Source organism: Pseudovibrio sp. Tun.PSC04-5.I4 (genome assembly GCF_900104145.1).
Taxonomy (GTDB): Bacteria; Pseudomonadota; Alphaproteobacteria; order Rhizobiales; family Stappiaceae; genus Pseudovibrio.
The window spans coordinates 279,222-303,967 of sequence record NZ_FNLB01000006.1 but is presented as its reverse complement, the minus strand read 5'-3'; the positions used below and the strand labels follow the sequence as shown (position 1 = coordinate 303,967).

25 protein-coding genes are annotated in these 24,746 nt (G+C 51.0%); 9 read left to right on the top strand and 16 right to left on the bottom strand.

From position 1 onward, the window contains the following. Window positions 1–32: 32 nt before the first annotated feature. Together BLS62_RS06435 and BLS62_RS06430 are read right to left on the bottom strand one after the other, a co-directional pair. Window positions 33–875: a carbohydrate ABC transporter permease gene (locus tag BLS62_RS06435; protein ID WP_093178356.1), complete on the bottom strand. Its 843-nt coding sequence runs from the start codon at window positions 873–875 to the stop codon at window positions 33–35. A 1-nt stretch (window position 876) separates the two neighbouring features. Continuing rightward, entirely contained in the window at window positions 877–1,755 is an 879-nt protein-coding gene (locus tag BLS62_RS06430) for a carbohydrate ABC transporter permease (protein ID WP_208991113.1), read from the bottom strand. A 369-nt stretch (window positions 1,756–2,124) separates the two neighbouring features. Between BLS62_RS06430 and BLS62_RS06425 the strand changes: the two genes are divergently transcribed. Further along, on the top strand, window positions 2,125–2,892 hold the full coding sequence (locus tag BLS62_RS06425) for a GntR family transcriptional regulator (protein WP_093178350.1): 768 nt from the start codon (window positions 2,125–2,127) through the stop codon (window positions 2,890–2,892). 23 nt (window positions 2,893–2,915) lie between these two features. Here BLS62_RS06425 and BLS62_RS06420 read toward each other — a convergent pair whose 3' ends face one another. The 4 genes from BLS62_RS06420 to BLS62_RS06405 all read right to left on the bottom strand — a co-directional run bounded on the left by BLS62_RS06420 (window position 2,916) and on the right by BLS62_RS06405 (window position 7,279). Continuing rightward, a complete protein-coding gene (locus BLS62_RS06420) occupies window positions 2,916–4,835 on the bottom strand; it encodes a beta-N-acetylhexosaminidase (protein ID WP_093178348.1) in 1,920 nt (639 codons plus the stop codon). Window positions 4,836–5,275: 440 nt separating this feature from the next. Continuing rightward, the gene (locus BLS62_RS06415; protein ID WP_093178345.1) at window positions 5,276–5,926 is read right to left on the bottom strand and encodes a LysE family translocator; all 651 of its coding nucleotides are present in this window, start codon (window positions 5,924–5,926) and stop codon (window positions 5,276–5,278) included. Between the two features lie 481 nt (window positions 5,927–6,407). Continuing rightward, the gene (locus tag BLS62_RS06410; RefSeq protein WP_093178342.1) at window positions 6,408–6,986 is read right to left on the bottom strand and encodes an NADPH-dependent FMN reductase; all 579 of its coding nucleotides are present in this window, start codon (window positions 6,984–6,986) and stop codon (window positions 6,408–6,410) included. A 122-nt stretch (window positions 6,987–7,108) separates the two neighbouring features. Beyond that, window positions 7,109–7,279: a XapX domain-containing protein gene (locus BLS62_RS06405; RefSeq protein ID WP_093178339.1), complete on the bottom strand. Its 171-nt coding sequence runs from the start codon at window positions 7,277–7,279 to the stop codon at window positions 7,109–7,111. Between the two features lie 579 nt (window positions 7,280–7,858). Here BLS62_RS06405 and BLS62_RS06400 point away from each other — a divergent pair. Then, the gene (locus BLS62_RS06400) at window positions 7,859–9,292 is read left to right on the top strand and encodes a sterol desaturase family protein (protein WP_093178337.1); all 1,434 of its coding nucleotides are present in this window, start codon (window positions 7,859–7,861) and stop codon (window positions 9,290–9,292) included. A 9-nt stretch (window positions 9,293–9,301) separates the two neighbouring features. Here the strand turns inward: BLS62_RS06400 and BLS62_RS06395 are convergent, their stop codons facing one another. Beyond that, window positions 9,302–9,982: a cupin domain-containing protein gene (locus BLS62_RS06395; protein WP_093178334.1), complete on the bottom strand. Its 681-nt coding sequence runs from the start codon at window positions 9,980–9,982 to the stop codon at window positions 9,302–9,304. 190 nt (window positions 9,983–10,172) lie between these two features. Here BLS62_RS06395 and BLS62_RS06390 point away from each other — a divergent pair, with 190 nt between their 5' ends. Beyond that, on the top strand, window positions 10,173–11,438 hold the full coding sequence (locus BLS62_RS06390) for a malonyl-CoA decarboxylase (protein WP_093178331.1): 1,266 nt from the start codon (window positions 10,173–10,175) through the stop codon (window positions 11,436–11,438). Here the strand turns inward: BLS62_RS06390 and BLS62_RS06385 are convergent. The 9 genes from BLS62_RS06385 to BLS62_RS06345 all read right to left on the bottom strand — a co-directional run bounded on the left by BLS62_RS06385 (window position 11,435) and on the right by BLS62_RS06345 (window position 21,059). Then, window positions 11,435–12,973 carry an FGGY-family carbohydrate kinase gene (locus tag BLS62_RS06385; protein ID WP_093178328.1) on the bottom strand — a complete coding sequence of 513 codons (1,539 nt, stop codon included), beginning with the start codon at window positions 12,971–12,973 and terminating at the stop codon, window positions 11,435–11,437. The two genes, BLS62_RS06390 and BLS62_RS06385, sit on opposite strands and share 4 nt — an antisense overlap. Next, window positions 12,970–14,622 carry a glycerol-3-phosphate dehydrogenase/oxidase gene (locus BLS62_RS06380; RefSeq protein WP_093178325.1) on the bottom strand — a complete coding sequence of 551 codons (1,653 nt, stop codon included), beginning with the start codon at window positions 14,620–14,622 and terminating at the stop codon, window positions 12,970–12,972. Before BLS62_RS06380 ends, BLS62_RS06385 begins: the two co-directional genes overlap by 4 nt. A gap of 26 nt (window positions 14,623–14,648) precedes the next feature. Beyond that, entirely contained in the window at window positions 14,649–16,274 is a 1,626-nt protein-coding gene (locus tag BLS62_RS06375; protein ID WP_093178322.1) for an FAD-binding oxidoreductase, read from the bottom strand. A gap of 123 nt (window positions 16,275–16,397) precedes the next feature. Continuing rightward, window positions 16,398–17,690, bottom strand: a complete 1,293-nt coding sequence (gene pncB, locus BLS62_RS06370) for a nicotinate phosphoribosyltransferase (RefSeq protein WP_093178319.1) — start codon at window positions 17,688–17,690, stop codon at window positions 16,398–16,400. Then, window positions 17,687–18,313 (bottom strand): bifunctional nicotinamidase/pyrazinamidase, encoded by a 627-nt coding sequence (gene pncA / locus BLS62_RS06365; protein ID WP_200798480.1) that lies wholly within the window; start codon window positions 18,311–18,313, stop codon window positions 17,687–17,689. Before pncA ends, pncB begins: the two co-directional genes overlap by 4 nt. 222 nt (window positions 18,314–18,535) lie before the next feature. Beyond that, a complete protein-coding gene (locus tag BLS62_RS06360) occupies window positions 18,536–19,594 on the bottom strand; it encodes a YeeE/YedE family protein (protein WP_093178316.1) in 1,059 nt (352 codons plus the stop codon). Window positions 19,595–19,630: 36 nt separating this feature from the next. After that, entirely contained in the window at window positions 19,631–19,981 is a 351-nt protein-coding gene (locus BLS62_RS06355) for an ArsR/SmtB family transcription factor (protein WP_208990708.1), read from the bottom strand. 146 nt (window positions 19,982–20,127) lie between these two features. Beyond that, complete coding sequence (locus tag BLS62_RS06350; protein WP_093178313.1) at window positions 20,128–20,634, bottom strand: GlcG/HbpS family heme-binding protein; 507 nt, start codon at window positions 20,632–20,634, stop codon at window positions 20,128–20,130. Between the two features lie 59 nt (window positions 20,635–20,693). After that, entirely contained in the window at window positions 20,694–21,059 is a 366-nt protein-coding gene (locus BLS62_RS06345) for a thioredoxin domain-containing protein (protein WP_244283624.1), read from the bottom strand. Between the two features lie 78 nt (window positions 21,060–21,137). Between BLS62_RS06345 and BLS62_RS06340 the strand changes: the two genes are divergently transcribed. From BLS62_RS06340 to soxA, 6 genes are all read left to right on the top strand, one after another. Further along, the gene (locus BLS62_RS06340) at window positions 21,138–21,875 is read left to right on the top strand and encodes a cytochrome c biogenesis CcdA family protein (protein ID WP_200798479.1); all 738 of its coding nucleotides are present in this window, start codon (window positions 21,138–21,140) and stop codon (window positions 21,873–21,875) included. A gap of 10 nt (window positions 21,876–21,885) precedes the next feature. Continuing rightward, window positions 21,886–22,458, top strand: a complete 573-nt coding sequence (locus tag BLS62_RS06335) for a SoxW family protein (RefSeq protein WP_093178307.1) — start codon at window positions 21,886–21,888, stop codon at window positions 22,456–22,458. Window positions 22,459–22,586: 128 nt separating this feature from the next. Continuing rightward, a complete protein-coding gene (gene soxX, locus BLS62_RS06330; RefSeq protein ID WP_093178304.1) occupies window positions 22,587–23,045 on the top strand; it encodes a sulfur oxidation c-type cytochrome SoxX in 459 nt (152 codons plus the stop codon). A gap of 28 nt (window positions 23,046–23,073) precedes the next feature. Continuing rightward, window positions 23,074–23,508 carry a thiosulfate oxidation carrier protein SoxY gene (soxY, locus tag BLS62_RS06325; protein WP_093178301.1) on the top strand — a complete coding sequence of 145 codons (435 nt, stop codon included), beginning with the start codon at window positions 23,074–23,076 and terminating at the stop codon, window positions 23,506–23,508. A 24-nt stretch (window positions 23,509–23,532) separates the two neighbouring features. Further along, the gene (gene soxZ / locus BLS62_RS06320; RefSeq protein WP_093178299.1) at window positions 23,533–23,862 is read left to right on the top strand and encodes a thiosulfate oxidation carrier complex protein SoxZ; all 330 of its coding nucleotides are present in this window, start codon (window positions 23,533–23,535) and stop codon (window positions 23,860–23,862) included. A gap of 26 nt (window positions 23,863–23,888) precedes the next feature. Continuing rightward, the gene (gene soxA / locus BLS62_RS06315; protein ID WP_093178297.1) at window positions 23,889–24,731 is read left to right on the top strand and encodes a sulfur oxidation c-type cytochrome SoxA; all 843 of its coding nucleotides are present in this window, start codon (window positions 23,889–23,891) and stop codon (window positions 24,729–24,731) included. Window positions 24,732–24,746: the final 15 nt, after the last annotated feature.

Below are 24,746 nucleotides of genomic sequence, written 5' to 3'. Positions count from 1 at the left end.
TTCTCCTCCCAGGAATCAGTGATATTTTAATATCACTCCTTGAGCGCGCCAGCCGTAAGGCCAGCCACCAAGTAGCGTTGTAAAAACAAGAAAATTATAAGTACGGGCATTATTCCAACAATGCTGGCTGCCATCATCTCGTTCCAATTGACTGACTGATAGCCAATGAACTCAAGGATGCCCGCAGGCAGAGGCATGTAGTCTTTGACGCTGTTGAACGTGATCGCGAACAGGAACTGCTGCGCATAAGCAGACAAGAACACAGCCACACCAACAACAATCAGGCCTGGTACTGCTAATGGCAGCACCACGCGGCGCAGGGTGTATAAACGGCTTGCACCATCCATAAACGCTGCTTCTTCCAGCTCCCGCGGGATCTTTTCCAGATAGGATTTCAGCAACCAGATACCCATAGGGATCAGGAAGGCTGCACCGGGAACGATCATCGCGAAATAGGTATTCAGCAAGCCGTAGTTTCTCAAAAGCTTGTAGAGCGGAATAAGCAATACCGCGCCGGAGAACATGTTTACGGCCAGAAAGATACCAAGGCTGACGGACTTGCCCTTGAAGTCAAACCGGGCATACGCGTAGGCCGCCGGAATGATGAAGAACAAGGCCAGAACTGTCACAGATAGAGAGATCAACATGCTGTTTGCGATGTAACGCGGCAGCATGGGAACAGTCTCCCACATGCGAACATAGGCATTGAATGAGAAGTCATCAGACCAGAACTGGTAGGGCGAGCGGAACAGATGTTCCAAAGGCCGCAGCGAGGTCATGAACATCTCAAAGAATGGCAACAAAATGAAGCCAAGGAAAAGTGCAATGCAGAAGTACAAGAACACTTTATGTGGCAGCGAGTAACGGTCCATCATCTTAAGCTGCCTCGAAACGTTTTTTGATCTGATGGAGCGCAAACAGGTAAACCAGTGAGAACATGCTGAGCAGTGATACGATGATCACAGCACGAGCCGCGCCCTGTCCGAATTTGAAGTTTGCAATTGCCATCTTGTAAGTGTCGATGATCAGCGTTGTTGTGGCGGCGCGCGGCCCACCTTCCGTCAGGATCCAGATGATCTCGAAGGAATTGAAGGTCCAGATGATCGAGAGCAGCGTCATTGTGATAATGACCGGCAAGATCTGCGGAATGGTGATGCGGCGGAAACGGTACCAACGCGATGCGCCATCCACATACGCAGCCTCATACAAATCACGCGGAACGCCTTGAATCGCTGCCAGCAGGAATATGGTCACCATTGGCAAACCAACCCAGACATCGGTGATGATGGCGGAATAGAACGCACTGTCTTTGTAGGCCAGAAATTCAAACGGGCCATCCAGAATACCAACGTATTGCAGCACGCCGGAGATGATGCCGAAGTGGCCGTTGTAAAGCCAAAGCCAGCCGAAACACCCAATAGCGACCGGAACGATCCATGGCGGCATAACCAGCATACGGAAGATTGCCCGGCCCGGAATTGCTGCATTGAGCAGTGTTGCGCCAACAAGCCCGAAAATGATTTTGAATGAGACCGACAGGAACATCCAATAGAACGTTCTGCCCACTGTCTGGCCGAATTTACGGCTGCTGAGAAGCTTTTCGTAGTTGGCCGTGCCAATGTAGCTTTCACCGCCAATATTGGCGTTTGTGAAAGACAGGCGGATTGTTTCCACCAGCGGCCATGCCACGATAACCAACAAATATAAAGCTGCTGGAGCAATCAGCGCCCATGCGAAGAAGCTTTTAGAGCGCATAAGCCCTTTGAGCATTCCTTGGTTTTTAGTTTTGGAACCGCTGGCCGCGCCTTTATACGGCAGCAGTTCTCCTGACGCATTCGTCATGCGCTCTCCCCAATTCCTGTAGATTACAGGTCCCCATCCCGCACTTACCTTTTATGTGCCACCCAGTGCTGGACGAGCTAGGTAATTTAGCGAATTACAGTAAAATAATACCAAAACAAATCCATTTGTCTACCATTTTACTACCTAAATTTTATCCGCTGTATAACAGGCCATAAACTGCGGGTTTTGTGAGGTTAAACGTTATTTTCTCACCGCAGGAATTTGCTTTGGTCTTAAAAAGGTATTATTAAACATGAAGTATAACGATGGCTGACAGGCACTATGGCGACAAATCTGACCCAATATTCTGAGTTATTTTCTCCCACGTCCTGGCATCACCAGAGCGGGGGACCGCGGTACTTGCAGCTGCAACGCCATCTCGAATCAGCAATCAAGAACGGCCAATTGCCTGCGGATGCGACTCTGCCAGCAGAACGTGAGCTGGCGACAATGACCGGTTTATCCCGTGTCACAATTCGCAAAGCCATCAGCCATCTGGTTGAAGACGGTCTGGTGATCCAGCGTCGTGGCTCCGGATCTTACATCGCGCCAAAGGTTCAGCGCCTGGAGCATTCCCTGTCGCGCCTGACCTCGTTTACCGAGGATATGCACCGGCGTGGTATGACCTCCTCCTCCGAAATTTTAGAGAGCGGCGCGTACCTACCTTCGCCAGAGGAGATTGTCTCACTGGGCTTGGCGTCTGGTGAGCAGGTTGTGCGCATCAAGCGCTTGCGCCGTGCGGATGGCACACCCATGGCCATTGAGACCAGTTCTCTCTCCAACGAGTTTTTGCCGAACCCCGGTGATGTTGTGACATCGCTTTATGAGGTGCTGTCAGCGCAGGGCATTCGCCCGTCTCGCGCTATTCAGCGGATTTCCGCGTGTAAACTAACTGAAGAACAAGCGGCAATGCTAGAGGTAGAACCCGGTGATGCAGCGCTTTACATAGATAGAACCGCCTACCTGCCCAGCGGACGGGTTATCGAGCTGACAATTGGTGTGTATCGCGGCGATATCTATGATTTTGTGGCCGAACTTCGCAACGCATAAGCCCGGCCAGCTTTGTTTCATGTTTAGTCCCGCGCGTCCTGACGCCAACCGATTGCGGAGAACAGCCTGCCGTAGCAGGCCGCCTTTTCCTCTATCCGGTCTGCATTCGGTTTGTTGGCACGGGTTGCCCAAGCAACCTCCGAGATACCAAGAATGCGCGGAGACATCATGGTTTCCATGTTCGCATCCCGCAAAACAACCTCTGACCACAAACACCCTTGCGCGCCGATGATCTTGCCTTCCAGCTCTGGCTCGTTTTCTGGGACTGGATCCCAGTTGACGCTGTCAGCCAGACTGGTGATCCCTGCCCAGTTGAGGCCGATCTCGTTGACGTTGTTTGTTGGCGCAATATCCCAATACGCATGGGCTGCCGGGGTCATCACCACTGAGTAACCTTTGCGTGCGGCTTCCAATCCCGGCCCCTGCTGGGTCCATGAGAACAAGATCGCATCGTTGTTGATGCCGCCGTTCGCGCCTTTGGCTGCTTCTTCCCATGCAGCCGGGCGCACACCCAGAGACTGAACGTAAGCCCCCAGCTTATCCATCATCCAGCCCTGAACATCATCTGCGGTTTTCAGGCCATGTTCTGCTTTCAGTTTTTCGATAGCTGGTGATTTGGTCCACGCTGCTGGCGGGCGTTCATCACACCCCAGATGCAAATGTGCAAACGGGAAGATGCTGGAGACTTCCTTCGCCAGCGCTTCCATGTAGGTCCATGCTTCTGGCAATGCCGGATTTATGGTGTTATTAAGGTAGCCATGGACCGAGATTTCGTTGCTCTCATCCTGAACTTCCCGCAATTCTGGGTGGATTTGCAGACCAGCCCAAGAGTGCGCAGGGACTTCGATTTCCGACAGAACCTCCACAAACATCGCTTTGGCGTGATCTACCAAACGTTTGGCGAAGGCGATAGAATAAGTGCCGCCTTGAGGGCCATCAGCTGCGCCGTAAATTCCGGGAACCACACGTCCCTCTCCGCGCATGCCGGACTTTTTCCAAAGCTCTGGATAGCTCTCCACTTCCAAACGGAAGGCTTCATCATCGCAGAAGTGCCAATGGAAGCGGTTGAGTTTCAACATGGCCATCAGGTCGACAAGGCGCAGGAGAGTTTCCGGCTCGTAGTAATGGCGCGCGCAATCCAGATGCTGTCCTCTCCACTCAAACCGAGGCGCATCAGAAATGTGACCACATGGAATGGTGCCCGCATGGAGCACCTTCAAATTTAAAAGAGTGATACAGCCGTAAAACGCACCAGCTGATCCGCCAGCACTTAACGTAATACCATCTGCTGAAATCGTCAGTTCATACGCATCATCAACCAGCAAGGCTTTGTTGGTATACTGAAGCGAGATACCGGCATCGGACAGGAACGGCCCTATATTGTTGCGATCAGCCAGTGCCTCAACAGAGTCAGCGCAGTCCATCTCTCCGCCAGCATCCCAAGACTTGTCCAGCTTGAACCCCGCGGAAATATCCAACTGCCCCTTTGATGGGGTCCAGCTTTGTGGTTCCGGCACCAACATCAATTGATCTGAGTTTGCATCTGGCTGTATTTCAGGGAGTTTTTGAGAATAGCTTTCGTCCAGACCGCGCGTAGCGATGTGAACCGGTAGAATATCCCCCTCGTCCGAGCGCAGATATGCCCCCTTTGGCAACCAACTGCGGTTGGTGGGGTTCATGTTGCTTTTGTATTTAAGCGTAAACCCAAGCGCCTGCCCTGTTCCAAGCCGGTCATTCTCAAACCGAAGCTCGATATACCCTGCTGTCATTTTTTGAACGTTGGCACCCTCTACTACCTCACAGGGTGCCAACATACTGAAGCAGAGCGTGTAATTGGAGATCGGCTCCTCACACATGGCAGATAAAACACAGCGAATGTGCCTATCCTCTGTCCGCCATGTTTCCATTCTGATAGAGCTATCAGTACAAACAGCAGTCTCCATGGGTACGCCTCCTCGCAAATTTTGGGGAATATTTGCGCCTAGCATACCTTCTTCTTCCGCAGGTCTGTCAACACCGCACAACCCAAATAAACCTAGCAAATAAAATTGGTATTACTTGTCGGATTGGTCTCCGAGTACTTTCCAATACAAGTTTTGAGGGTAGCTTTGAAGGGATGTAGCGAGCTTAACTTCGCATCATGCGGGGTTGTATAGGCCCTTGAATATTAGAGGATTTGGGGACACGTGTAATATGCAGCTCGCACTTCCCCAGCTTCGCCCCCTAAGCATTGCCTGTGCGCTTTTCCCGTCATTCCAGTTTGATCATTTTTGCCAGTAAACTAGACCAGTTATTCAACTCAAGAGATAAAACATGCCCGCTGAATTGGTGGGGCGGAGTTGAAGACGCAATTTTCAGTTCGACCTCACCTAAGAAAAACACATTACTGAGCTTTTAAAGAGCTCCTTGAGATCATGTAGGCAGCGCCTGTGAGAGCAGTACCGGCGAAGGCATCCATTGCGGCGCGAGAGCGGGCAGAGACCGCAAACTTTTGAGCTCTGGTGCCAAGGTAGGCGTAAAACAACAGGGCTGGATATTCCAACGCGATATTGAAGAGGGCCAGGACCATCATACGCAAAGCCATGCCATCTCCCTCACCTGCAAACACTGGAAGCATTGCGCTGAACGACAGCACAGATTTGGGGTTAGCTCCCTGCATTGCGAATGAGGTAAAAAATAGCCTGAGAGCAGAGGCTGGCTTGTGTTCTTTTGCTTCACCCAAGGAGGCAGTGAAGGCCGCTTTGAACGAGCCATATGCAAGATACAATAGATAAGCTACGCCAATCCATTTTACTGTTTCGAACAGAATGGGGAAGGATAAGAGCAAAGCACTCATGCCACCAGCCGCCAACAGCGCATACATAAGGTTGGCTCCAAACACGCCCGCCATGCTGGCATGGGTCTTACCAATACCGTTTGACATGCTGTCACCAACCACCTTCAGGACCGCGGGACCGGGTGTGAAGTTGAGCGCCATAAAAGTAACGATGAAGCCAAAAACCAATGTGGCATCGAATGAGGTAAGAAGCTCCATGCTTTTGATCCTTAAGAACGCAATAAACTTACAAAAAACGCAAGGTGACGCACATAACAACGCAAACTGCTTTTCGAGCGTTTGCGAAGGGGAGATGTGTTATTTTTCTTCATCTCCCCTCCACGCGCAGATTAGAAATTCACTCGCCTTAAAACCTAGTGATAGGCCCGCCTCTCCTACGTGGCTTCGTGAATTCCTTTGGTTGCCCCTCTCCGCGCAGTGTTGGTGCAAACTTGGTCTGCACCTGTAATAGCAAGCAGCATGCCAGGAACACCGCATGGAGCGCATAAGTTTTAACTTATTGATATATTGTGTATTATTACGATGACTGAAGAGTTTTGGTTGCCGGATGTCCTGTCAGATGCTCACAGATTAGTCAGAGTGCACGTTCGGTAATCAGAGTCTCAAACGCAACCAGACACAAAAATACCCGGCGCTTAGGCAGAACCGGGTGTCTTCGTTTTATAAAAAATCTGAGATGTTAAGCTGGCTCTGCAGTCTTCTTCATTTGAGACATGCCACAAATTTGCTCAATCATTGCGCTCAGTTTGGTGAGCGTATCCGGATCGTTGACGTTGCCATCCGCATCGAGCTTAGAAGTCATATTGCCTACTGCCAAGTATCGTGGATGAACCCAACAACCATGGTCCGCCACAAATGATGTTAACCGCGGCAACATTCTTAGCCCCCCAAATGCTCCAGGTGCAGCGGAGAGAAGACCGACAACTTTGCCTTCCAGAACAGAGTGTTTTTGTCCTTCTGCCCTTCTGGATGCCCAAGTGAAGATGTTGTGCAGGTGGGGCGTGTGAAAGCCGTTGTATTCCGGGCAGGCAATCAGAATGACGTCTGCCTCTTCAATCTGAGCTCTCAGTTTTGCAAGTGGGATTTTGTAGGCGTCATTTGCCTCAAGCTCTTGATGGAAAATGGGTAATAAGGCTACTTCCGCATCCAGATTGACCGGATCGTGGGTTAGTTTTTGTGCTTCTTCAGCGGCGGCTCTCAACAATACTTTGTTAATTGAAAGCTCTCGCGTACTCCCGGAGATAAGAAGGACTTGCATGAATGACTCCATTTAATAATATTTTTATTTTTATATACACTTCACTTTCTTTATCATGCAAGCACAAAAAAAAGCGGCGCTGAAAAATCAGCAACCGCCTTAAGAGTTGTATTTGGGGTCGCTTATGAGAAGAAGCGCTCACCAATTAGGAGCATGACCTTATGGCCGCCCCAAACACCTAGAATTGCTACACAACCAGATAAAACTGGCGGAGCAGGAATTGGAAGTTTGATCGCCGTGAAAATCGCGCCGATGACGAAACCTGCAAATGTAGAAAGAAGCAGCTCGCTCATGTGGTCTCCTGGTGGTTATCTTTGTTTTTTCAGAAAACACTGTTGTTTATTCAAGACTACAAGGCATGCGCGCGAAACCAGCTGGCCAATACCAACTGCACTCCCAAGTACATGATCGACTATTTTGCTTAGTTTACGTGCGCAGATCTTGCAGAAAATCTGAAGGCCGCTAAGTAGGGCACGCCTACTTGCCTGTCAATTAACTTAGCGCAATTCAAACAAAGTTTGCAGAGACATTATGTTAAATGTGCGAAGTTGCCGCACTGTCATTTCCATTTGTGCGCATGAATACAATAGACTACCAAGTCAGCGGGCATATTATCGCAGGGCGAGCACTACCGCTCCCATCGCTGAAGCATAGTTTCCTGAAAATGGTGAGACTACAATTTCCGGCTGCTCCAACAGGCAATGGCCAGATGCGTAAAGGGTGCTGCAATCAAAGTTAAGGGCTTTAACTCTCTGCTTAATATGTATGAGGATCTCTGTGCGAATAGCAATTTGGCACCTATAGATTTGTTGTTGTCAGCACCGAAAGCTCCCTTTACGTTATGGTCAACATAGCGGCTATGTGGGGGAACAATGGCAGACTACAATGTGACGGCGCTAGCGATACCGCTCTTCTTGTCTTTCATGCTGGTTGAGTATGCTTACTTGCGTCTCAACGGGCGAGACCTACACCGCTTCAATGATAATATTGCCAGCCTTTCCATGGGCATTTGCCTGCTGGTTTCTGACGCGTTTTTGAAAACCTTCACATTTTCGGTGTTTATCTGGGTATGGTCCTTTCACCGCCTGTTTGACTTTTCCTCAACCGGTTGGGCCACTTGGGTTCTCTTCTTCTTTGGCGTGGACTTTTGTTATTACTGGTTCCACCGCATTGCTCACACCTACAATGTTTTATGGGGCGCTCATGTTGGCCATCACCAAAGTGAGGAATACAATCTAACCACCGCTCTTCGGCAAAGTGCGTTCCAGTATGCGTTTTCATGGGTATTTTATTTGCCACTGGCGGTTTTGGGCTGTCCGCCCGAAGTCTTCCTGATCCAGTTTTTTGTGCTCAAGGGCTATCAGTTTTGGCTTCATACGCAGGCAATTAACCGTATCCCCTTGATGGAAGGTGTGTTCTCAACTCCATCTAGTCACCGTGTACACCATGCTAAAAACCCGATTTACATCGACAAAAACTATGGCGGTACACTTGTTATTTGGGATCGGTTGTTTGGAAGCTGGCAACCGGAGTTGGACGCTCAGCCTTGCCATTATGGCACAACGACACCGTTGAAGACATGGAACCCCGTCACCGCCAACCTGCAACACTGGTCTATGCTGTTTCGCGACAGTGTTCACACGCAGAGCTGGTGGGATAAAATTCGATTGTGGTTTAAGCCGACGGGATGGCGCCCAGAGGATCGACGTAGAACAGCGAGTAAACTGCAAAAAACTGGGACGAAGGACAGAGCTAAGTTCAACCCGTCCATCTCTGCTGCGACACGACTTTACTGCGGCCTATCATTTGTCCTGTTGATCCTGCTTGTGACGATGTTCATATTCTTGTCACCCCAGCTTAACGGCGCGCAACTGGTGTTTGGTGTCGCGCTCATTCTCTCAGGTCTTGTGGTGATTTCACAATTTCTGGAAGGGCGCTTTCGGTTGAAAGCTGTCGAAGTTATTCGGATCCCTGCTCTTCTCTGGTTTCTTGCTGTTTTATGGAGCCTACCCATATCTACGCAAGTTTCGCAGAGGCTCGCAGCACCCCACGACATCTCAGCTCAAATGCAGCTGCCTAAAGAGACAACACTCTCGGCTTTACCATGGCTGGAAAAGCCGGAGTTTCTTTCGGGATCAACACCAGCCGTGCAGCAGCTTCGGTATGTACCTTCTGGAGATCAAGGTCAGATTGAATATACGCTGACCTATGAGCTTTCCTCGTTTCCGCAGCATGTAGCCAACATTCTTTCTGCCCGCAGCAAGGTTGAGCAAAGCAGCAGGCAATGGCTGGAAGATCAACTCTAAGCCGTGTGCTTAATCAACATGAGGCGCGGTTACATAGTGAAGGTGCCCGGATTTAATCCAGAGTTTAGCGCCTTCTGGCCCCGCTTTAATGTTGAGCGCATACCCAATGGGTGTGCGCAACCATGCATGTTTTGGGAGAGTTTCGTCAGCCTCAATAATTGAGCCTTCCAGAACGAAAATTTCAGCCCCGCCTTCTGCTTCAACTGGATGGCTTGCTCCCGCCTGCCAGTTTTCCATGCGGACATTTTCACGTTCATCGCAAAACAAAGGAGAGACAGAAACGCCCGACCTGGAGGCGTCTTCAACACGGCCAAGCTTGTTGGTGTCTACGCGGATGTGGGTTCGGTCAGCCAGATCAAATTGCCAGAGTTTAACGAGGATCGTGCAGCCGGGTTCTGACGCTGGTGTGTGTTTGGATTGCGGAGGGTTGCGGATGTAAGAGCCTGCCGGGCAATCTCCGTGCTCATCCTGAAAGACGCCATCCAGCACAAAGAACTCTTCGCCGCCGGTATGAACATGCTGGGAAAAATGACTACCGGGAGCAAAGCGAACAACCGTTGTTGCACGGGCGACTTCTTCTCCCAACCGGTCCAAAGGACGGCGGTCTACGCCTTTCATAGGTGAGGCCACCCATGGGATCTGGTCGCTCAGTTCAACTGCTCTCACATCAAAATCGCCATTGATCTTCATCGTATCCCTCCATCGTCCTTCTGTTTAACACAGATAGGATCGGCGCACTCTCATTTACAGATGTTCCGGCGCTGTTAGGGTTCACTTCATTGTTAAGCTGTTTGTTGTATTCCGCTGGCTCAAATCCCTTGTTAGGTTCGTGTTGTTTCAATGATGCATATTACACTGCGCAATTACAGGACACCTCACCATGAGCCTGCTGGCCGATTTGCTTTCTACTTTATTTGATCGACGTTATGTTTTTACGGGTAAGCGAGATGGCCGTCCTCTTACCGAGCTTTGTCATGCCCTTATGAGCAGTCAGGGAGATGTGTCCGGTGCAGCCATTGCCCATGAGATTCTGGATGGGTATTCCACCTCGGATGTTGAGGGTAAGAAGGCGTTCTTTGAGTTTTTAAATAGCGAGATGGATATTGATCCTGATGCTCTGGAAGAGGCTCTGCAGGCCTACAAAACCAAGCCGGATGAAGCCAATTACAGGAAACTGATTGTGGCAGCAGAACCGAAACGGCAGGAACTGGCGCGGCGATTGAACCAGATTGAAGGCGCGACGCATCAGCTGGTTCATATGCGTAAGGACCTGCTGACTTTCATCAAAGAGCAACCGGACCTTGCCCGAACGGATGTAGATCTGAAGCATCTGTTCAGTTCATGGTTCAACAGGGGTTTCCTGGTTCTCAGGCCCATCAGTTGGGACAGCCCAGCGCAGATTTTGGAGAAAATCATCGCATATGAGGCTGTTCATGCCATCGACAGTTGGGATGATCTTCGCCGCCGTTTGCAGCCCGAGGATCGGCGGTGTTTTGCGTTCTTCCACCCTTCCCTGCCAGATGAACCGCTCATCTTCGTTGAAGTTGCGCTCACCAAAGGCGTTCCCTCATCCATTCAAGGAGTACTGGCAGAAGAGCGGGAGGTGATTTCAATTGAAGGCGCTGATACCGCCGTTTTCTATTCCATCTCCAACTGCCAGAGCGGGCTCGCCGGTGTTTCCTTTGGCAATTCACTCATCAAACAGGTGGTGCAAGATTTGTCGCGTGAGCTTCGTCAGCTCAAAACGTTTGTGACGTTGTCGCCGCTGCCAACATTTTGCAAATGGGCTGAACGGGAAGGCGTTGAGATCCCTAAGGACAACGCGACAGAGCTACAGGAGATTGCTGCGACTTACTTGTTGGATGCAAAACGGAAGGATGATCTGCCTTTTGATCCTGTGGCGCGTTTTCACCTTTATAATGGTGCGTTGGTGCATGATGTTCATGTTGGGGCAGACACGTCAGGCAACGGCCAGAAGCAATCTGCCGGGGTGATGGTCAACTACCTTTATGATCTGCAAAAGATCTCCCAAAACCATGAAGTCTTTGCCAATAAAAAGGAAATTGTAGCATCCAAGAAGGTGCAGGCCTTGGCGAAGGCTGGCATGGCGCATCGTATCCCTGTCCCCCGCAAGGATGTAGCCTAGCCTGTTATTTTACGCAGGGCTTTGTTCAACGGAGCCAACCGCGCTGGCATTGCCAGATAAACATTGTTGTAAAGTTGCTGGTAGAGCTGGACCGTTTTGGGGTCCGGCTCAAACACTTCACTTTGCCGGGTCATTGCTTGCATGGCCTGATCAAAGCTTGAGTGAATTCCAACGCCAACACTTGCAGCAATGGCAGCGCCCAAGCCAGCTGTTTCAAATGTGTGTGGGCGCTCTGTGGGGAGGCCAAAAACATCTGCTGTGATCTGCATGATCGCATCTGATTGAGAACCACCGCCGGACACACGAAGGACTGTGATCTTCTCACCGCTCTTTCGTTCAATCCGGCTCAGGCCGCGCCGTAATTCAAGGGTGATGCCCTCAATGATTGCGCGGTAGATATGGCCTCGTGTATGCCTATCGCCAAATCCAATGATCGCGCCTTTTACCGGTGTGGAGCGGCCATTGTCGCGGCCCCATTTGGGCAGGAGCGTCAGGCCATGAGAACCGGGTGGCGTGCTGTTGAGGAGGTCGTCGAAAAACACCTCAACTGGGCTGCCAGCAACTCTGGCTTTTTCCTGCTCCGGGTGGCCGAATTCCTCTTTGAACCAGTTCACCATCCAATAGCCTAAAATGACAGAGGCCTCTGGCGTGTACATGTTGGGCACACCGCCTGCATAGGCTGGTAGAGGGCGCTCCACCTCAAAATACTTACGAGAATGGATCGTGGCCGTTGCCCGTGTGCCGTAACTGAGGCAGCCAACCGTGGCGTCTGTTGCACCGCTGCCGAGGACTTCACAGGCTTTGTCGGCTGCTGCCGAGATAATCGGTAGTCCTTCTGGAAGAGCGGTATGGTGCGCTGCTTTTTGTGTCAGGTGGCCGATGATCTTGCCCGGCTCAACCAGCTCAGGCAGGTGGCTTGGCTTTACGGCAAATAATTTCCAGAGAAAATGGTTGGGGCTGGCCCACTTTTGTTTTTTGTAATCAAAGGGAACGTAGCCAACTTGTGCGCCTGTTGAATCGCGGAACAGGCCGGTTAGTTTGTGGTTGAGATAACCGGACACTTGGAGAAACTTATGTGTGTTCTCCCAGATTTCGGGTTGGTTCACCTTAATCCAGTTGGCTTCACACTCGCTGCGGACACTTTTGATAGATCGAGACAGACCAGCGAGCCCAAACACCGTTTTCCAGAGGAGCGGCAGCGGTGTTTGTCGTTTTTCAATGCGCTCATCCATCCATGTGATTGCAGGACGCAGAGACGTACCATCCGCATCGACTGCGATTTGCGTCCCACGTTGCGTTGTGACGCTCATGCCTTTTACGGTGTTCGGGTCAGCGCCTAACTGCCATAGCTCCTGACAGGCGTCTCCCAACAGATCCCAAAAGACCTCAGGCTGGATTTCAGACCAACCCGGATTTTCATTGGTATAGGCTTGAATAGGCTTTTGGACCTTGAACATCAAAGTTCCATCGGGAGAAAACAAAAGCGCCCGAATGCTCTGGCTGCCGCAATCTATGGCAAGGAGTGTACCTGTCATTCGGCAGAAGCCTCCTCAAGCTCTGGCGTTTGGTGTGGGGATTGCCGGTTTTGAGGCAAGCTGTAATGGTCCTGCCAGATTTGCGTATATCGCAGCCACTCAGCATCCCATTTTTCCGTGCTCCACCCCAGTTTATTCCTGACTGCCACCTCAATTGCGCATGCAAGTGCAGCCCCGCCCTGCTCCAGCACCAAGCCAATTCTTGTCCGGCGTAAAAGGAGGTCATCCAGATGTACGACTTCTTCATGTTGAGCTGCCCAAGCCAGTTCTGCCCACAAGCAATAGGTTCCGGGTATGTGGGTCTTCTCGCCAGCTTCCATTTCGGCAATCACTGAGGAAAAATCGTCGCCGTAATAGCCTTGCAGTCGCCGCTGTTCGTCAGGAGGAAGCTGGGAGGTTTCCAGCTTATGAGACAGCTCCCGAAACACAGCAGCATTTACCTGCGTAGTGATCGGCTTGTCGACGTAAGTAGAGCAGTGCTCCAGCACTTCCTCGGCCATAACGCGGAATGTGGTGAGCTTTCCGCCTGTGGCTGTAATCAAGCCGTCATCATCCCAAACAACATGATCCCGCTTTGCTTTTGAGGGATGCAGGTCTTCAGGATTGGTTTTTTCATCACCGACAATGGGCCGAATACCGGACCATGTTGCAACCACATCATCCTCAGACAATTTGGCACCGGGGAAGTTTTTGTTTGCTCCATCCAGCAGGTATTCCACTTCCTGTTGGGTGATCGCAGCTTCGGTTTTGAGATCAGCTTTGTGGTCCAGATCTGTCGTGCCGATAACCGTTCGGCCTTGCCATGGATAGATGAAGACCCCGCGTTTGTCCTGCGGGTGGAGGTAAGTCAGGCATTGATGCACTGGCAACCGCCAAGAGGGAACGACGACGTGACTGCCCCGCAGCGGGCGAATGCGTTTGGCTTGCCCTACTTGTTGCCGCAGTTTATCTGCCCATACACCGGTTGCATTCACAACGGTTTTGCTGGTTATCGTGATTGTTTCAGAGGTTTCCTGATCTTCCACGCAAAGCTGCTTCAGCTGGTTGCGGTCTGTTTCAATAGATTTTGCCGCGATGTAGTTGAGCGTCTTAGCACCGCTGCGCCGAGCTTCTGCAAGCAGGCGAAGCACCAGACGGCTGTCATTTGTAAGCGCATCCACATATTGAGTGGAGCCGAGCAACCCATCTTCACGCAAGCCGGGAAGTGCAATCAAGGTCTGCTCTTTATCCAGCTGCCTATGGTCTCTCTTTCCCGCGAAATACCCGTAGACATTCATCAGGATTGAAAAGATCCGGCGTGTTGGAAACTGCTTTTCTCTAAACGGAAAGAGATAGTTCATAGGCTCAACAAGGCCGGGCGCTTCCCTTAGCATCCGTTCCCGTTCAACCACCGATTCACGGGTCAGCCTGAAATCACCTTGTGAGAGATATCGCAGGCCACCATGGACCATTTTTGAGGATCTGCTTGAGGTGCCCCACGCATAGTCGCGCTGTTCCAGCAACAACACATCCAGCCCCGCACGAGCAGCCAGCAAGGCAACGCCTGCACCGGTGATACCTCCGCCAACAACCACCACGTCCCAAGGTTTGTCGCGGTTTTTCAACCCGCTGATTTTATCTTGTCTGCTGACTTCCTTATTCCCTGCCATTGGCCCCTCCTCCAAAAGCAAATGAGCTATGCTATTTCCTTCATGCCCATTTGTTCATTAGCGATCAAAACACCCGGATTCATTCGTGCTTCTGGATCAAAATTTTTGGCCAGAGCAACGAGTGCGCTCATGCCCAAAGCCCCTTTTTCGGCCTTTAGATAAGGTGCGTGATCTCGTCCAACACCATGCTGGTGGCTGATGGTGCCGCCATGGACAACCACAATTTCAGAGGCGACCTTCTTAATGGTCTGCCAACGCTCCAATGTCTCTTCATAGGTGCTGGCGACCGGAAACAGGTAGGTGGTGTAAGCGCTGGAGCCTTGCGCATAGACGTGAGACAGGTGCGTGAATGCAAAGACCGATATGCCCTGCTCTTTCAGCGCGTTGGTCACCTTCTCTTCAACGACATTGATGTAAGGCCGCAACGCCGACCAATCCATTGCTGTTTCAAAGGTATCAGCGGCCACGCCATGTTCCCATAGCGGGTGCCGGAGATAAGGACCGTGGAAGCGGCCCTCCTTCCATTTATCGCCCAGTTTTTTGGAGAGAACTTTCTTAGCGCCGTGTTGTTTGAGCGCAGCGTTTGCCAGCTTATGGTTGGCTGCAACCTGCTTTTTGGAACCCGTCAGCCCAAATGTCAGAATACACTTTTGATCGTTTAGCCCTTTGAACTTAAATAGCATATTGAGTTTGGAGAGCTTACTTTCCGGCACTGCAAGCTTCAGGCTGACATCCGTTTCCGTGGCATTGCTCAAGCGCATCATAGAAAGTGGAATGCGGCCTTGTGTGATCGCTTGCACAGCGGCAACGCCACTTTCCCAATCTGGCATGAACACCGTATAGAACTGCTCGGTTTCGGCGATGGGCGTAATACGCAGTTTAACCTCTGTGAGGATGCCAAGTATCCCTTCGGACCCTAGCACCATCTCGCGGATATCTGGCCCTGCCGAGGAGGCTGGAATGCTTGGGATCACCATGGTTCCACGCGGTGTTTCCAGTGTTCCGCCCGCAAACAATTGCTCAATCCGTCCATAGCGCAAAGATTGTTGGCCAGAGGAGCGCGTAACAACCCAGCCGCCAGCTGTTGAAAGCTCAAAGCTTTGCGGGAAGTGACCAAGAGTGTAACCGATGGCAGCCAGCTGCGCCTCGAGGTCCGGTCCCCGAACACCTGCACCAAAGGTTGCGATCTGGCTTTCCCTGTCGATTTCCAGCAAGCGGTTCATGCGTGTCATTGCAATGGTGACTTGGGGCTTTTCTCCAACCGGACATGCTAGGTGACCAACAACGGACGTACCGCCGCCATATGGGACAAGAATAATATCTTTGTCCGCAGCCCAGTCCAAAAGCTCGCGCACCTGCTGCGTTGTTTCTGGAAAAGCGACAGCATCCGGGATGTGTTTGAACATGCCACTGCGCATCTGAAGCCAATCAGAGAAACTTTGGCCAGCTGCGTGTTTGATACGTGTTTCGGGCGTTTTATCTAAAAGCGGATGGTCGGGTGCTCGCGATTGAGGAACACGATCAACTGCTTGCTGTAAGCTTGCATCAGGCAGAGGGTGCGTCTCACCCAGCAGGTCCGCAATCAGGTCTTTTGCAAAACCAGCCAGCTCAGATTGGTGCGTATCATCGCCCCATCCGTTCCATCGTCTCATTGCGTCCGTCCCCCATGCAACAAGTAGCCTACGTTTTATTGAGTGACGTATGCTACACGGAGTTTACGCAAAGGGAAACTATGCAAGAGGACTATTTAAAGGAGAAAGAGCCCTCGTCATTTATCAGACGAGGACCTTTTGTTTTTGCTGCTCCCCAACACCAAACACACGTTTGTATCTGTCAATTTCCTCTCGCGGCCCCATCGCTTTATTGGGGTTGTCTGAGAGTTTGACTGTTGGCTTTCCGTTTGCAGATATCGCTTTGCAGACGAGGGAGAACGGTGCCAGCGCATCATTCGGGACCAAACCACGGAAATCATTTGTGAGCATGGTGCCCCACCCAAAACTGCAGCGTACACGGCCTTGAAACTTACGCTGTAAGTGGGTGATCATGTCTTCATCCAGCCCGTCAGAGAAGATGATGCGCTTGCGCGATGGATCTTCACCGCAGCTTTGCCACCATTTGATCGCAGCTTCAGCACCTTTTACCGGGTCACCACTGTCGATGCGGATGCCTGTCCAGGAGGCCAGCCAGTCTGGAGCGCGTTGCAGGAAGCCTTCTGTGCCGTAGGTGTCTGGCAGAATGATGCGCAGGTTACCGTCATGTTCTTCCTGCCAGTCTTTGAGGACCTGATAGGGAGCATCGGCCAGTTCTTCATCACTTTCGGCAAGCGCTGAATATACCATTGGTAGTTCATGGGCGTTGGTGCCGATGGCTTCGACTTCACGGCGCATTGCAATCAGGCAGTTGGAGGTTCCGACGAACTTTTTACCTAAACCTTCTCGCATGGCCTGAACACACCAATCCTGCCATAGGTAGGAGTGTCTTCTGCGCGTTCCGAAATCAGCTAGCGCAAGACTATCAACCTTGCGAAGGTGTTCCACTTTTTCCCAGAGCTTGGTCATGGCGCGTGCGTATAGCACCTGCAGCTCAAACCGGCCCATGCTTTTCAACACGGCGCGGGAGCGCAATTCCATCAGGACGGCAAGGGCTGGAACTTCCCAGAGCATCACAGCGGGCCAGTCGCCTTCAAACGTGAGCTCGTACTGATCGTCTTTGACTTCAAGGTGATACGGCGGCAGGCGGAGGTTCTCAAACCACTCCATGAATTCAGAGCGGAACATGGAACGCTTGCCGTAGAACATATTACCGCGCAGCCATGTGCTTTCCCCGCGTGATAGGGAGAGCGTGCGGATATGATCCAGCTGGTCGCGCAATTCTTGCTCATCAATCAATTTTGCCAGCGGAATGTGCTGGGCGCGATTGATGAGGCTGAAGGTGACCTGCGTTTTCGGTTTGCTCATGAATACTGTTTGAGCCATCAAAAGCTTATAAAAATCAGTATCAATCAGCGACCGAATGATCGGATCAATTTTCCAGTTGTGATTATAAACGCGTGAAGCAATGTCGATCATTGTGAAACTAATTCGCCAGTAAATATAACGCCATGGTTCTGCATATCCGTCAGAGCCTCTTTGAGTGATCCGTTCAGATCGATGGCTCGGCATGCATCCAGATGTACGGTGACTTTAAAGCCTTGTTTCGCCGCGTCAACGGCAGAAAATCTTACACAGAAGTCTGTCGCCAGACCGGCCATGTGAAGCTTCTCTATTCCCCGTTCGCGCAAATACCCTTTCAGGCCCGTTGGCGTTGTATGGTCGTTTTCATAAAACGCAGAATAGCTGTCGATATGGGGGTGGAAGCCCTTTCGCACGATCAGGTCTGCGTCGTCGGTGATCAGGTCTTTATGGAATTCCGCTCCATAGGTGCCTTGCATACAGTGAGCTGGCCACAGAACTTGCGGGCCATAGGACATATCCACCATATCATAGTGGGATTTTTCGTTGTGATTGTCCGCAAAAGACAAGTGTTGTTGTGGATGCCAGTCCTGCGTCAGAATTTTGACTGCGAACTCGCTCTGCAGCTTGTTCACCAGAGGAACAATTTCATCACCGCGCGCGACCGCGAGAGCGCCGCCCGGACAGAAATCATTCTGAATATCGATCATGATCAGAGCTTCATTTGTCGGTCGTATCATAGAGAGCTCCCAATCGTACTGAGCCGTTCCGCCCAGTTAAGCCTGCGGGAACGCGAAGGTGTATTGGTACACCAAAGCGACCCGCCCGAAATATTGCGATAATCTCCGCCAAACACAAGTAAAATATAAGGGATTAACCCCTTGTCAGCCTAGGTGACTCGTATTTAGCCCAGGAGTGACTTTTTAGCCAAATACAAACAAGTTCATTGTGCACAAATCGATTTAAGTTTGTTGCCGCCAGAAGCTGAAGTGAAACCCTACCACAAGCTGTCTCAGGCCAATTGCAGCACCAGCAATGATAGAAAGCGTAACAACGGGGGCACTCACAGCCAGTGTGGAAAAGGCAGAGATGCCCTGACCGACTGTGCAGCCCAAAGCGATAACTCCACCGGTTCCCATGAGGAAGCCACCCAGAATTTGCCGACGAAGTTCGCGCGGATCATCACAGGCCTCCCAGCGGAAGTGGCCTTTGATCAGGGAACCGAGAAACGCGCCGGTTAACACGCCAAGAACAGAGCCCACTGCGAAGGAAAGACCTCCACCGGAGGACGTCATAAGATACATAAGCGCATCACCCACAGGCACTGTGAAGGAGTGGCTGGCAACGCCAATTTCCTCAAAGCTTTCCTCATAGAGGTAGCTTGTTGCGACCCAACCTAACACAACAGCCAGAGCGACAGTTGTAGATGTGGCGATTGCTTTGACGTTGCCTCGGAATTCCTTAGCCCAAAGTGCCCAGAGGCCAATAGCACCAGCGATTGCCAACGCAATCACAAGCTCCGAGATCTGCAAAAATTGCGAGAGACCATGAGCAATGCCTGTCGTTTTTGCCTCGGCGGCCTCAACCGGAAAGAGGAAAACGCGCAAATACGCCGTCGGTCCGCCAACAGCCATGGCTGCCGAGATCGCGATCACCAGCGACAAAACGAAATACCGCATGTCTCCGCCGCCCAAACGCGCCAGAGCGCCGAAGCCGCAAGATCCTGCCATCGCCATGCCGTAGCCAAACATCAAGCCGCCAACGATGCTTGCGAGTGGGTTCCATGCCTGGGTCAGGTAGATGGTTTCCTCAAGCACAATCAGTTGCTGATCGGCGAGGATGAAGGTCGCTGCAATTGAGATCGCAATTGCGAAGGCCCACATGCGCATGCGCAGCCATTCTTTGCCGTAAAGGACATCTTCGATCGCCCCTAACGTGCAAAATCGCCCTAATCGCGCAGCAAGGCCAAGCAAAACACCACCCGCAAGGCCTGCGAGTGTTGCCAGAATATCTTCGGACATTTGATCCCTCCCCAAGACCAAAACACCGGAGCAACCCTATTTGGAATCGTCGTCTTCCGTGGTGCAGAACAACTCAAAAATGAGTTCCAGAACCCGCTCTGCCCGATCATCTTTGAGGCTGTAGTAGACTGCCTTTCCGTCTCTTCGGCAATTTACAAGACCATCTAAGCGTAATCGTGCGAGTTGTTGGCTGACTGCAGACTGACGAGACGACAGAAGCTGCTCCAATTCCGTCACAGACTTTTCGCCTGTAACCAGATGGCACAGGATCATCAATCGACCTTCGTGTGTCAATGCTTTAAGGAAATCAGTTGCATCTTTGGCATGTTCGACCATGCGCTCGATGTCTTCCTCTTTCATCCCACGTTCAATCATGGGTATAGCCATCAAAACAATTCCTGCACATCTTTGGGGACGGAATGTGGAAGGCCAGCTCATGTAGATATTTACAAAGCTGACCTTTTCGCACACCAATTAACTGGTTGCATACGCTGATTGCAATCGTATTTCAACCACTGCAAAGCGACTGCCTCTTAGAAGTCTAGCAAATCCGAGATGCTCTCCAAACCACTTCGGGCGCATTCTTCATCAACTTTTGGAGATGGCGCTCCGGACACTCCAATTCCAGCAACAATAACACCAGCAGATTCGACCGGAAGACCACCCCCTAAGGCGACAGCGCCGGGAATATCGCGCAGACCTGCCGACAGTTTTCCAGCTTCGATGCCTTCCTGAATATCCAATGTTGACCCACGGAAACTCACGGCAGTCCATGCTTTGCCACGGGCCGTGTCGACTGTATGAACACCTGCAAAACGATCTCGGATTATGGCTTGCGTCTGACCGAACCGGTCAACCACGGCAGCGGATACCTGATAGCCGCCTTCCCGGCAGGCTTCCATTGTGGCAACAGCCAGCTTCATTGCAATTTCCGGCTTTAGCGACTGGAATGTGACCAGTGCGGAATCGTCATCGGCTTGGGCAACGCCCATGCCTGCAGAGGCCAGAACTAAGGCTGCGCCTACGACTGCTGATTTCATAAATCTCTCCCAATTGTACTTTCACTCCGACGCGGCGGAGCAATAAATGATTGTTTTCTTTATTTTTTTTGAACTGACTGAAGCATTTGACCCAGAGCCGGATAGAAAAAATCCTCGCCCGGATAACCTTCAATCCGCTGAACTTCGGCGCCGTCAATCAAAAGAACAAAGGTCGGCGTAAACCGGGCTTTGCCTTTTAAAGTCACCCCTTCAGGAACCGGGTCATCAATGTCGACGCGCATCAGAGGAGCCTTCTTGCCCTCCTCCGTTTTGTCGTAAATGACACCGACTTCTTCATTCCAGCGCTCACACCAAGGACAGATATCGTCCTCGATCATCAGCAAATTTGTGCCTGCGCTGACAGCGTGTACGCTGCCTAATAAAAGGGCGACGGTAACAAATGGGATCCAGCTTGAATTGCTCATAATATCCACGATTGACATTTGAATTGCTATGATATCTAAATATTCTAATAATAGAATGTGTTTTTAGCAAGTGCCCTTATGTACCCAGATCTATCAATTATCGCGGCTGGAAGCGCTGGACTAATATCCTTCCTTTCGCCCTGCATTTTGCCCATCGTGCCGTTCTACTTGTGCTACATCGCTGGCATTGGAATGAACGAACTTTCTGGCGACGGTGTTACGCCGGCAATACAACGACGTGTGGTATTCACCTCGTTTTTCTTTGCTGCGGGCATCCTCACGGTCTTTGTAGGCCTTGGCGCAACTGCGACTGTTTTCGGTCAGCTGTTGCGTGATTGGTTTGATGTGCTCCGCTACATTGCAGCAGCCGTTATTTTTATTCTCGGTCTGCATTTTGTCGGAGCCATCCGCCTGAATTTACTGCTGCGGGAAGCGCGGCTGGACAGTTCCTCTGCCCCTGCGGGCATTGTCGGGGCCTATCTTGTTGGCTTGGCCTTTGCATTTGGCTGGACGCCATGCGTAGGGCCTGTACTGGCCACCATCTTGTTTACGGCAAGTGCCAGCAATGATGTTTCCCAAGGCATGTTGTTGCTGTTTGCTTATGGAGTTGGCATGACCCTGCCCTTCATTCTCGCAGCGATGTTTTCAAAACCATTTCTCAACTTCATGGCTCGGTTCCGTCGACATCTCGGCAAGATTGAAAAGACCATGGGCGTTATTTTGATTGCGTTTGCGGTGTTGATTGCAACGAACACCGTTTCCTGGATTGCAGAGCTCATGATCAACTATGCGCCAGGCCTGACATCTTTAAGCTAGGGGGGATTCGATGCTTAAAAGGATATTTTTTGCTGTTGCGATGATTTTCGCCAGCATGACGACAAGCTTCGCTGAAGTTGGAGAGGACGGTCTCCATAAACAGCCATGGCTTCGCTTAACGTTCAAAGACCTTAGAGAGGACCTTGCACTTGCCAATGAAGAAGGCAAACGCATGATTATCCTCTTTGAACAGCGTGGCTGCATCTACTGCGCACGGCTGCATAAAAATGTCTTCAGTGATCCGGACGTAAAAGCGTTCATTGAAGAGAACTACTTCGTCGTGCAAATGAACCTGTTTGGCGATGAAGAAGTAACGGACTTCGACGGGGAAGTTCAGAGCGAAAAGAACATTGCCCGGCGTTGGGGTGTGGTTTTTACACCCACCTTCCTGTTTCTGCCTGAAGAGGTAGAGGATGGGGGAACTGCCGGATCAGCCTCAGTGCAAACTATGCCTGGTGCATTCGGTAAATGGACGACCCTCAATATGCTTCGCTGGATAAAACAGAAGGGCTATGAGGGAGACGAGCATTTTCAAAAATTTCATGCGCGCGAATTTTTAAAACAACAAGCAGCGTCCAAATAACGTTTTCACTCAACCCTATAGACTAAGGTCGATATATTAACATATTCAATTATGTGAATTTTAAGTTGAGTGTTTCTACGTAGTTGGTTAGCATGAGATAATTGAATCGCTGTAATTGGGAGGGAGCAATGAAAGCGATAGCCAAAACAACAGTAGCTGCAATGCTGCTATTTTCGGGAAGTGCCTTTGCTGGGGTTATTGCTCCAGACGATGTGCAATTCGTTGAAGCGACAGTTTCGACATCGCTAACCGGTCAAGCTGGTGATCCAGCAAAAGGACGGGACTGGTTTGCAAATCGGAAGCTCGGCAACTGTCTGGCTTGTCACGCAAACTCAAATCTATCTGAGGAACAGTTTCACGGTGAGATCGGCCCCTACCTTGATGGTGTGGCCAGCACTTACTCTGAGGCTGAACTGCGTGCGATTGTTATAAACTCCAAAGCCGTTTTCGGTGAGGAAACAATTATGCCTGCGTTCTATCGCGTCAGTGGCTTAAGCCGCGTCGCGAAGAAATTTAAAGGCAAACCCATTCTGTCAGCAGAGCAGGTTGAAGACATTGTCGCTTATCTGGCGACTTTGAAGGAATAGGCAGCTTGCCTTAGGAGGATTATAAGAAATGGCAGTAACCAGACGTGAAGCGCTTGGTCTTGCAGTGGGGAGCGTTGCCGCTCTCAGCATGTTGCGATTTGCAACACCAGCATTTGCAACCGGTGATGCAGTTGATGCCGCAATCATGGACTTCACCGGTGGCGCTAAGCCAGTAGCCGGTGACATCTCAATCGGCGCGCCTGAAATTGCTGAAAACGGGAACACTGTTCCTGTTCAAGTCTCTGCGCCGGGTGCCGCATCCATCCTGCTGCTCGCTGCGGGCAATCCAAGCCCAGGTGTTGCAACATTCCACTTCAGTCCGCTTTCTGGTGCTCAGGAAGCTAAGACACGTATTCGCCTTGCGAAAACGCAAGACATTATCGCAGTTGCAAAAATGCCTGACGGCTCCGCTGTCATGAGTAAACGCAGCGTAAAGGTCACCATTGGTGGCTGTGGCGGTTAATTAGAAAAGGCGAAGAGTAACAAAATGGCTAAGATCAAACCACGCGTAAAAGTGCCTAAAAAGGCGAGTGCAAATGAGATCATCACGATCAAAACACTCATCTCGCACGCTATGGAGTCAGGTCAACGCAAGGACAAAAAAACCGGCGAGACCATTCCACGGAAAATCATCAACAAATTCCATGCGAGCTTCAACGGTGAAACCGTGTTTATGGCGGATATTGAACCGTCTGTTTCTGCAAACCCTTACATCGAGTTTCAGATGAAGGTTCCAGAATCCGGTAGTGTTCGCTTTGAATGGACGGATGACGATGGCTCCGTGTACGACTTGGAAAAGAAGATCACGGTAGCCTAGGCACCCATTCTTTGGGAGGAGAGGGTATGAAAAGGACGGTTTCTATACTCGCTGGGGGACTTCTCTTAGGTGCGCTTACGACAGGCGCATTTGCAGATGACGGACGAGAGCTCGTTATCGAAGGAGAGACAATCTCAACGACCGCTATACCAGCTGAGAATTCACCACTGGACGAGTTGATTTCTGGCTGGCGTTTCCGATCTGCAGAAACTCAAGCACTGCAAATGGATGATTTCGAAAATCCTGCATTTGTGGCCATTGAGTATGCAGAGGAAATCTGGGAAACCCCTGCGGGGACTTCCGGGAAATCCTGTGAGAGCTGCCATGGAGATGCAAATAGCTTTGAAGGTCTTCGCACCAAGCTGCCACGCTGGGATGAGAAGATGGGCAAACCTGCGACAATGGAAATGCTGATTAATGCATCCATTGAAGAGCATCAGGGCGCGAAACCATGGAAATGGGAAAGCGAAGAGATGTTGGCGATGACGTCTTTGATCGGCCTGCAATCTCGCGGAATGCCTGTAGCGCTGGAAACAGAGGGGCCGATTGCAGACTGGATCACGAAGGGTGAGAAATTGTACTACACCCGTGTGGGCCAGCTGGATATGGCTTGTGCAAGCTGCCACGAAGACAATTACGGAAACATGATCCGCGCTGACCATTTAAGTCAGGGTCAGATCAATGGCTTCCCTGTCTACCGCCTCAAATGGGGTGGTCTTGGGTCTATTCATCGCCGCTTTAAAGGCTGCATGAAACAAGTACGTGCAGAACCTTACAAACCCGGTGGCGATGAATTTATCGCTCTGGAGGCCTACGTGGCCACCCGTGGAATGGGACTTTCTGTTGAGACCCCATCCATTCGTAACTAAGTGATTTTGGAGGTT

What these genes read in the sequence shown, in the direction of transcription:
- BLS62_RS06390 (WP_093178331.1), top strand. Translation starts at nt 10,173, where the DNA reads ATGAGCCTGCTGGCCGATTTGCTTTCTACTTTATTTGATCGACGTTAT.
- BLS62_RS06430 (WP_208991113.1), bottom strand. Translation starts at nt 1,755, where the DNA reads ATGCGCTCTAAAAGCTTCTTCGCATGGGCGCTGATTGCTCCAGCAGCT.
- soxZ (WP_093178299.1), top strand. Translation starts at nt 23,533, where the DNA reads ATGGCTAAGATCAAACCACGCGTAAAAGTGCCTAAAAAGGCGAGTGCA.
- soxX (WP_093178304.1), top strand. Translation starts at nt 22,587, where the DNA reads ATGAAAGCGATAGCCAAAACAACAGTAGCTGCAATGCTGCTATTTTCG.
- BLS62_RS06360 (WP_093178316.1), bottom strand. Translation starts at nt 19,594, where the DNA reads ATGTCCGAAGATATTCTGGCAACACTCGCAGGCCTTGCGGGTGGTGTT.
- BLS62_RS06400 (WP_093178337.1), top strand. Translation starts at nt 7,859, where the DNA reads ATGGCAGACTACAATGTGACGGCGCTAGCGATACCGCTCTTCTTGTCT.
- BLS62_RS06395 (WP_093178334.1), bottom strand. Translation starts at nt 9,982, where the DNA reads ATGAAGATCAATGGCGATTTTGATGTGAGAGCAGTTGAACTGAGCGAC.
- BLS62_RS06335 (WP_093178307.1), top strand. Translation starts at nt 21,886, where the DNA reads ATGCTTAAAAGGATATTTTTTGCTGTTGCGATGATTTTCGCCAGCATG.
- BLS62_RS06380 (WP_093178325.1), bottom strand. Translation starts at nt 14,622, where the DNA reads ATGGCAGGGAATAAGGAAGTCAGCAGACAAGATAAAATCAGCGGGTTG.
- BLS62_RS06415 (WP_093178345.1), bottom strand. Translation starts at nt 5,926, where the DNA reads ATGGAGCTTCTTACCTCATTCGATGCCACATTGGTTTTTGGCTTCATC.
- BLS62_RS06345 (WP_244283624.1), bottom strand. Translation starts at nt 21,059, where the DNA reads ATGAGCAATTCAAGCTGGATCCCATTTGTTACCGTCGCCCTTTTATTA.
- BLS62_RS06350 (WP_093178313.1), bottom strand. Translation starts at nt 20,634, where the DNA reads ATGAAATCAGCAGTCGTAGGCGCAGCCTTAGTTCTGGCCTCTGCAGGC.
- BLS62_RS06375 (WP_093178322.1), bottom strand. Translation starts at nt 16,274, where the DNA reads ATGAGACGATGGAACGGATGGGGCGATGATACGCACCAATCTGAGCTG.
- pncA (WP_200798480.1), bottom strand. Translation starts at nt 18,313, where the DNA reads ATGATACGACCGACAAATGAAGCTCTGATCATGATCGATATTCAGAAT.
- BLS62_RS06405 (WP_093178339.1), bottom strand. Translation starts at nt 7,279, where the DNA reads ATGAGCGAGCTGCTTCTTTCTACATTTGCAGGTTTCGTCATCGGCGCG.
- BLS62_RS06355 (WP_208990708.1), bottom strand. Translation starts at nt 19,981, where the DNA reads ATGGCTATACCCATGATTGAACGTGGGATGAAAGAGGAAGACATCGAG.
- BLS62_RS06340 (WP_200798479.1), top strand. Translation starts at nt 21,138, where the DNA reads ATGTACCCAGATCTATCAATTATCGCGGCTGGAAGCGCTGGACTAATA.
- BLS62_RS06420 (WP_093178348.1), bottom strand. Translation starts at nt 4,835, where the DNA reads ATGGAGACTGCTGTTTGTACTGATAGCTCTATCAGAATGGAAACATGG.
- BLS62_RS06410 (WP_093178342.1), bottom strand. Translation starts at nt 6,986, where the DNA reads ATGCAAGTCCTTCTTATCTCCGGGAGTACGCGAGAGCTTTCAATTAAC.
- BLS62_RS06385 (WP_093178328.1), bottom strand. Translation starts at nt 12,973, where the DNA reads ATGACAGGTACACTCCTTGCCATAGATTGCGGCAGCCAGAGCATTCGG.
- soxA (WP_093178297.1), top strand. Translation starts at nt 23,889, where the DNA reads ATGAAAAGGACGGTTTCTATACTCGCTGGGGGACTTCTCTTAGGTGCG.
- BLS62_RS06425 (WP_093178350.1), top strand. Translation starts at nt 2,125, where the DNA reads ATGGCGACAAATCTGACCCAATATTCTGAGTTATTTTCTCCCACGTCC.
- soxY (WP_093178301.1), top strand. Translation starts at nt 23,074, where the DNA reads ATGGCAGTAACCAGACGTGAAGCGCTTGGTCTTGCAGTGGGGAGCGTT.
- pncB (WP_093178319.1), bottom strand. Translation starts at nt 17,690, where the DNA reads ATGATCGACATTGCTTCACGCGTTTATAATCACAACTGGAAAATTGAT.
- BLS62_RS06435 (WP_093178356.1), bottom strand. Translation starts at nt 875, where the DNA reads ATGATGGACCGTTACTCGCTGCCACATAAAGTGTTCTTGTACTTCTGC.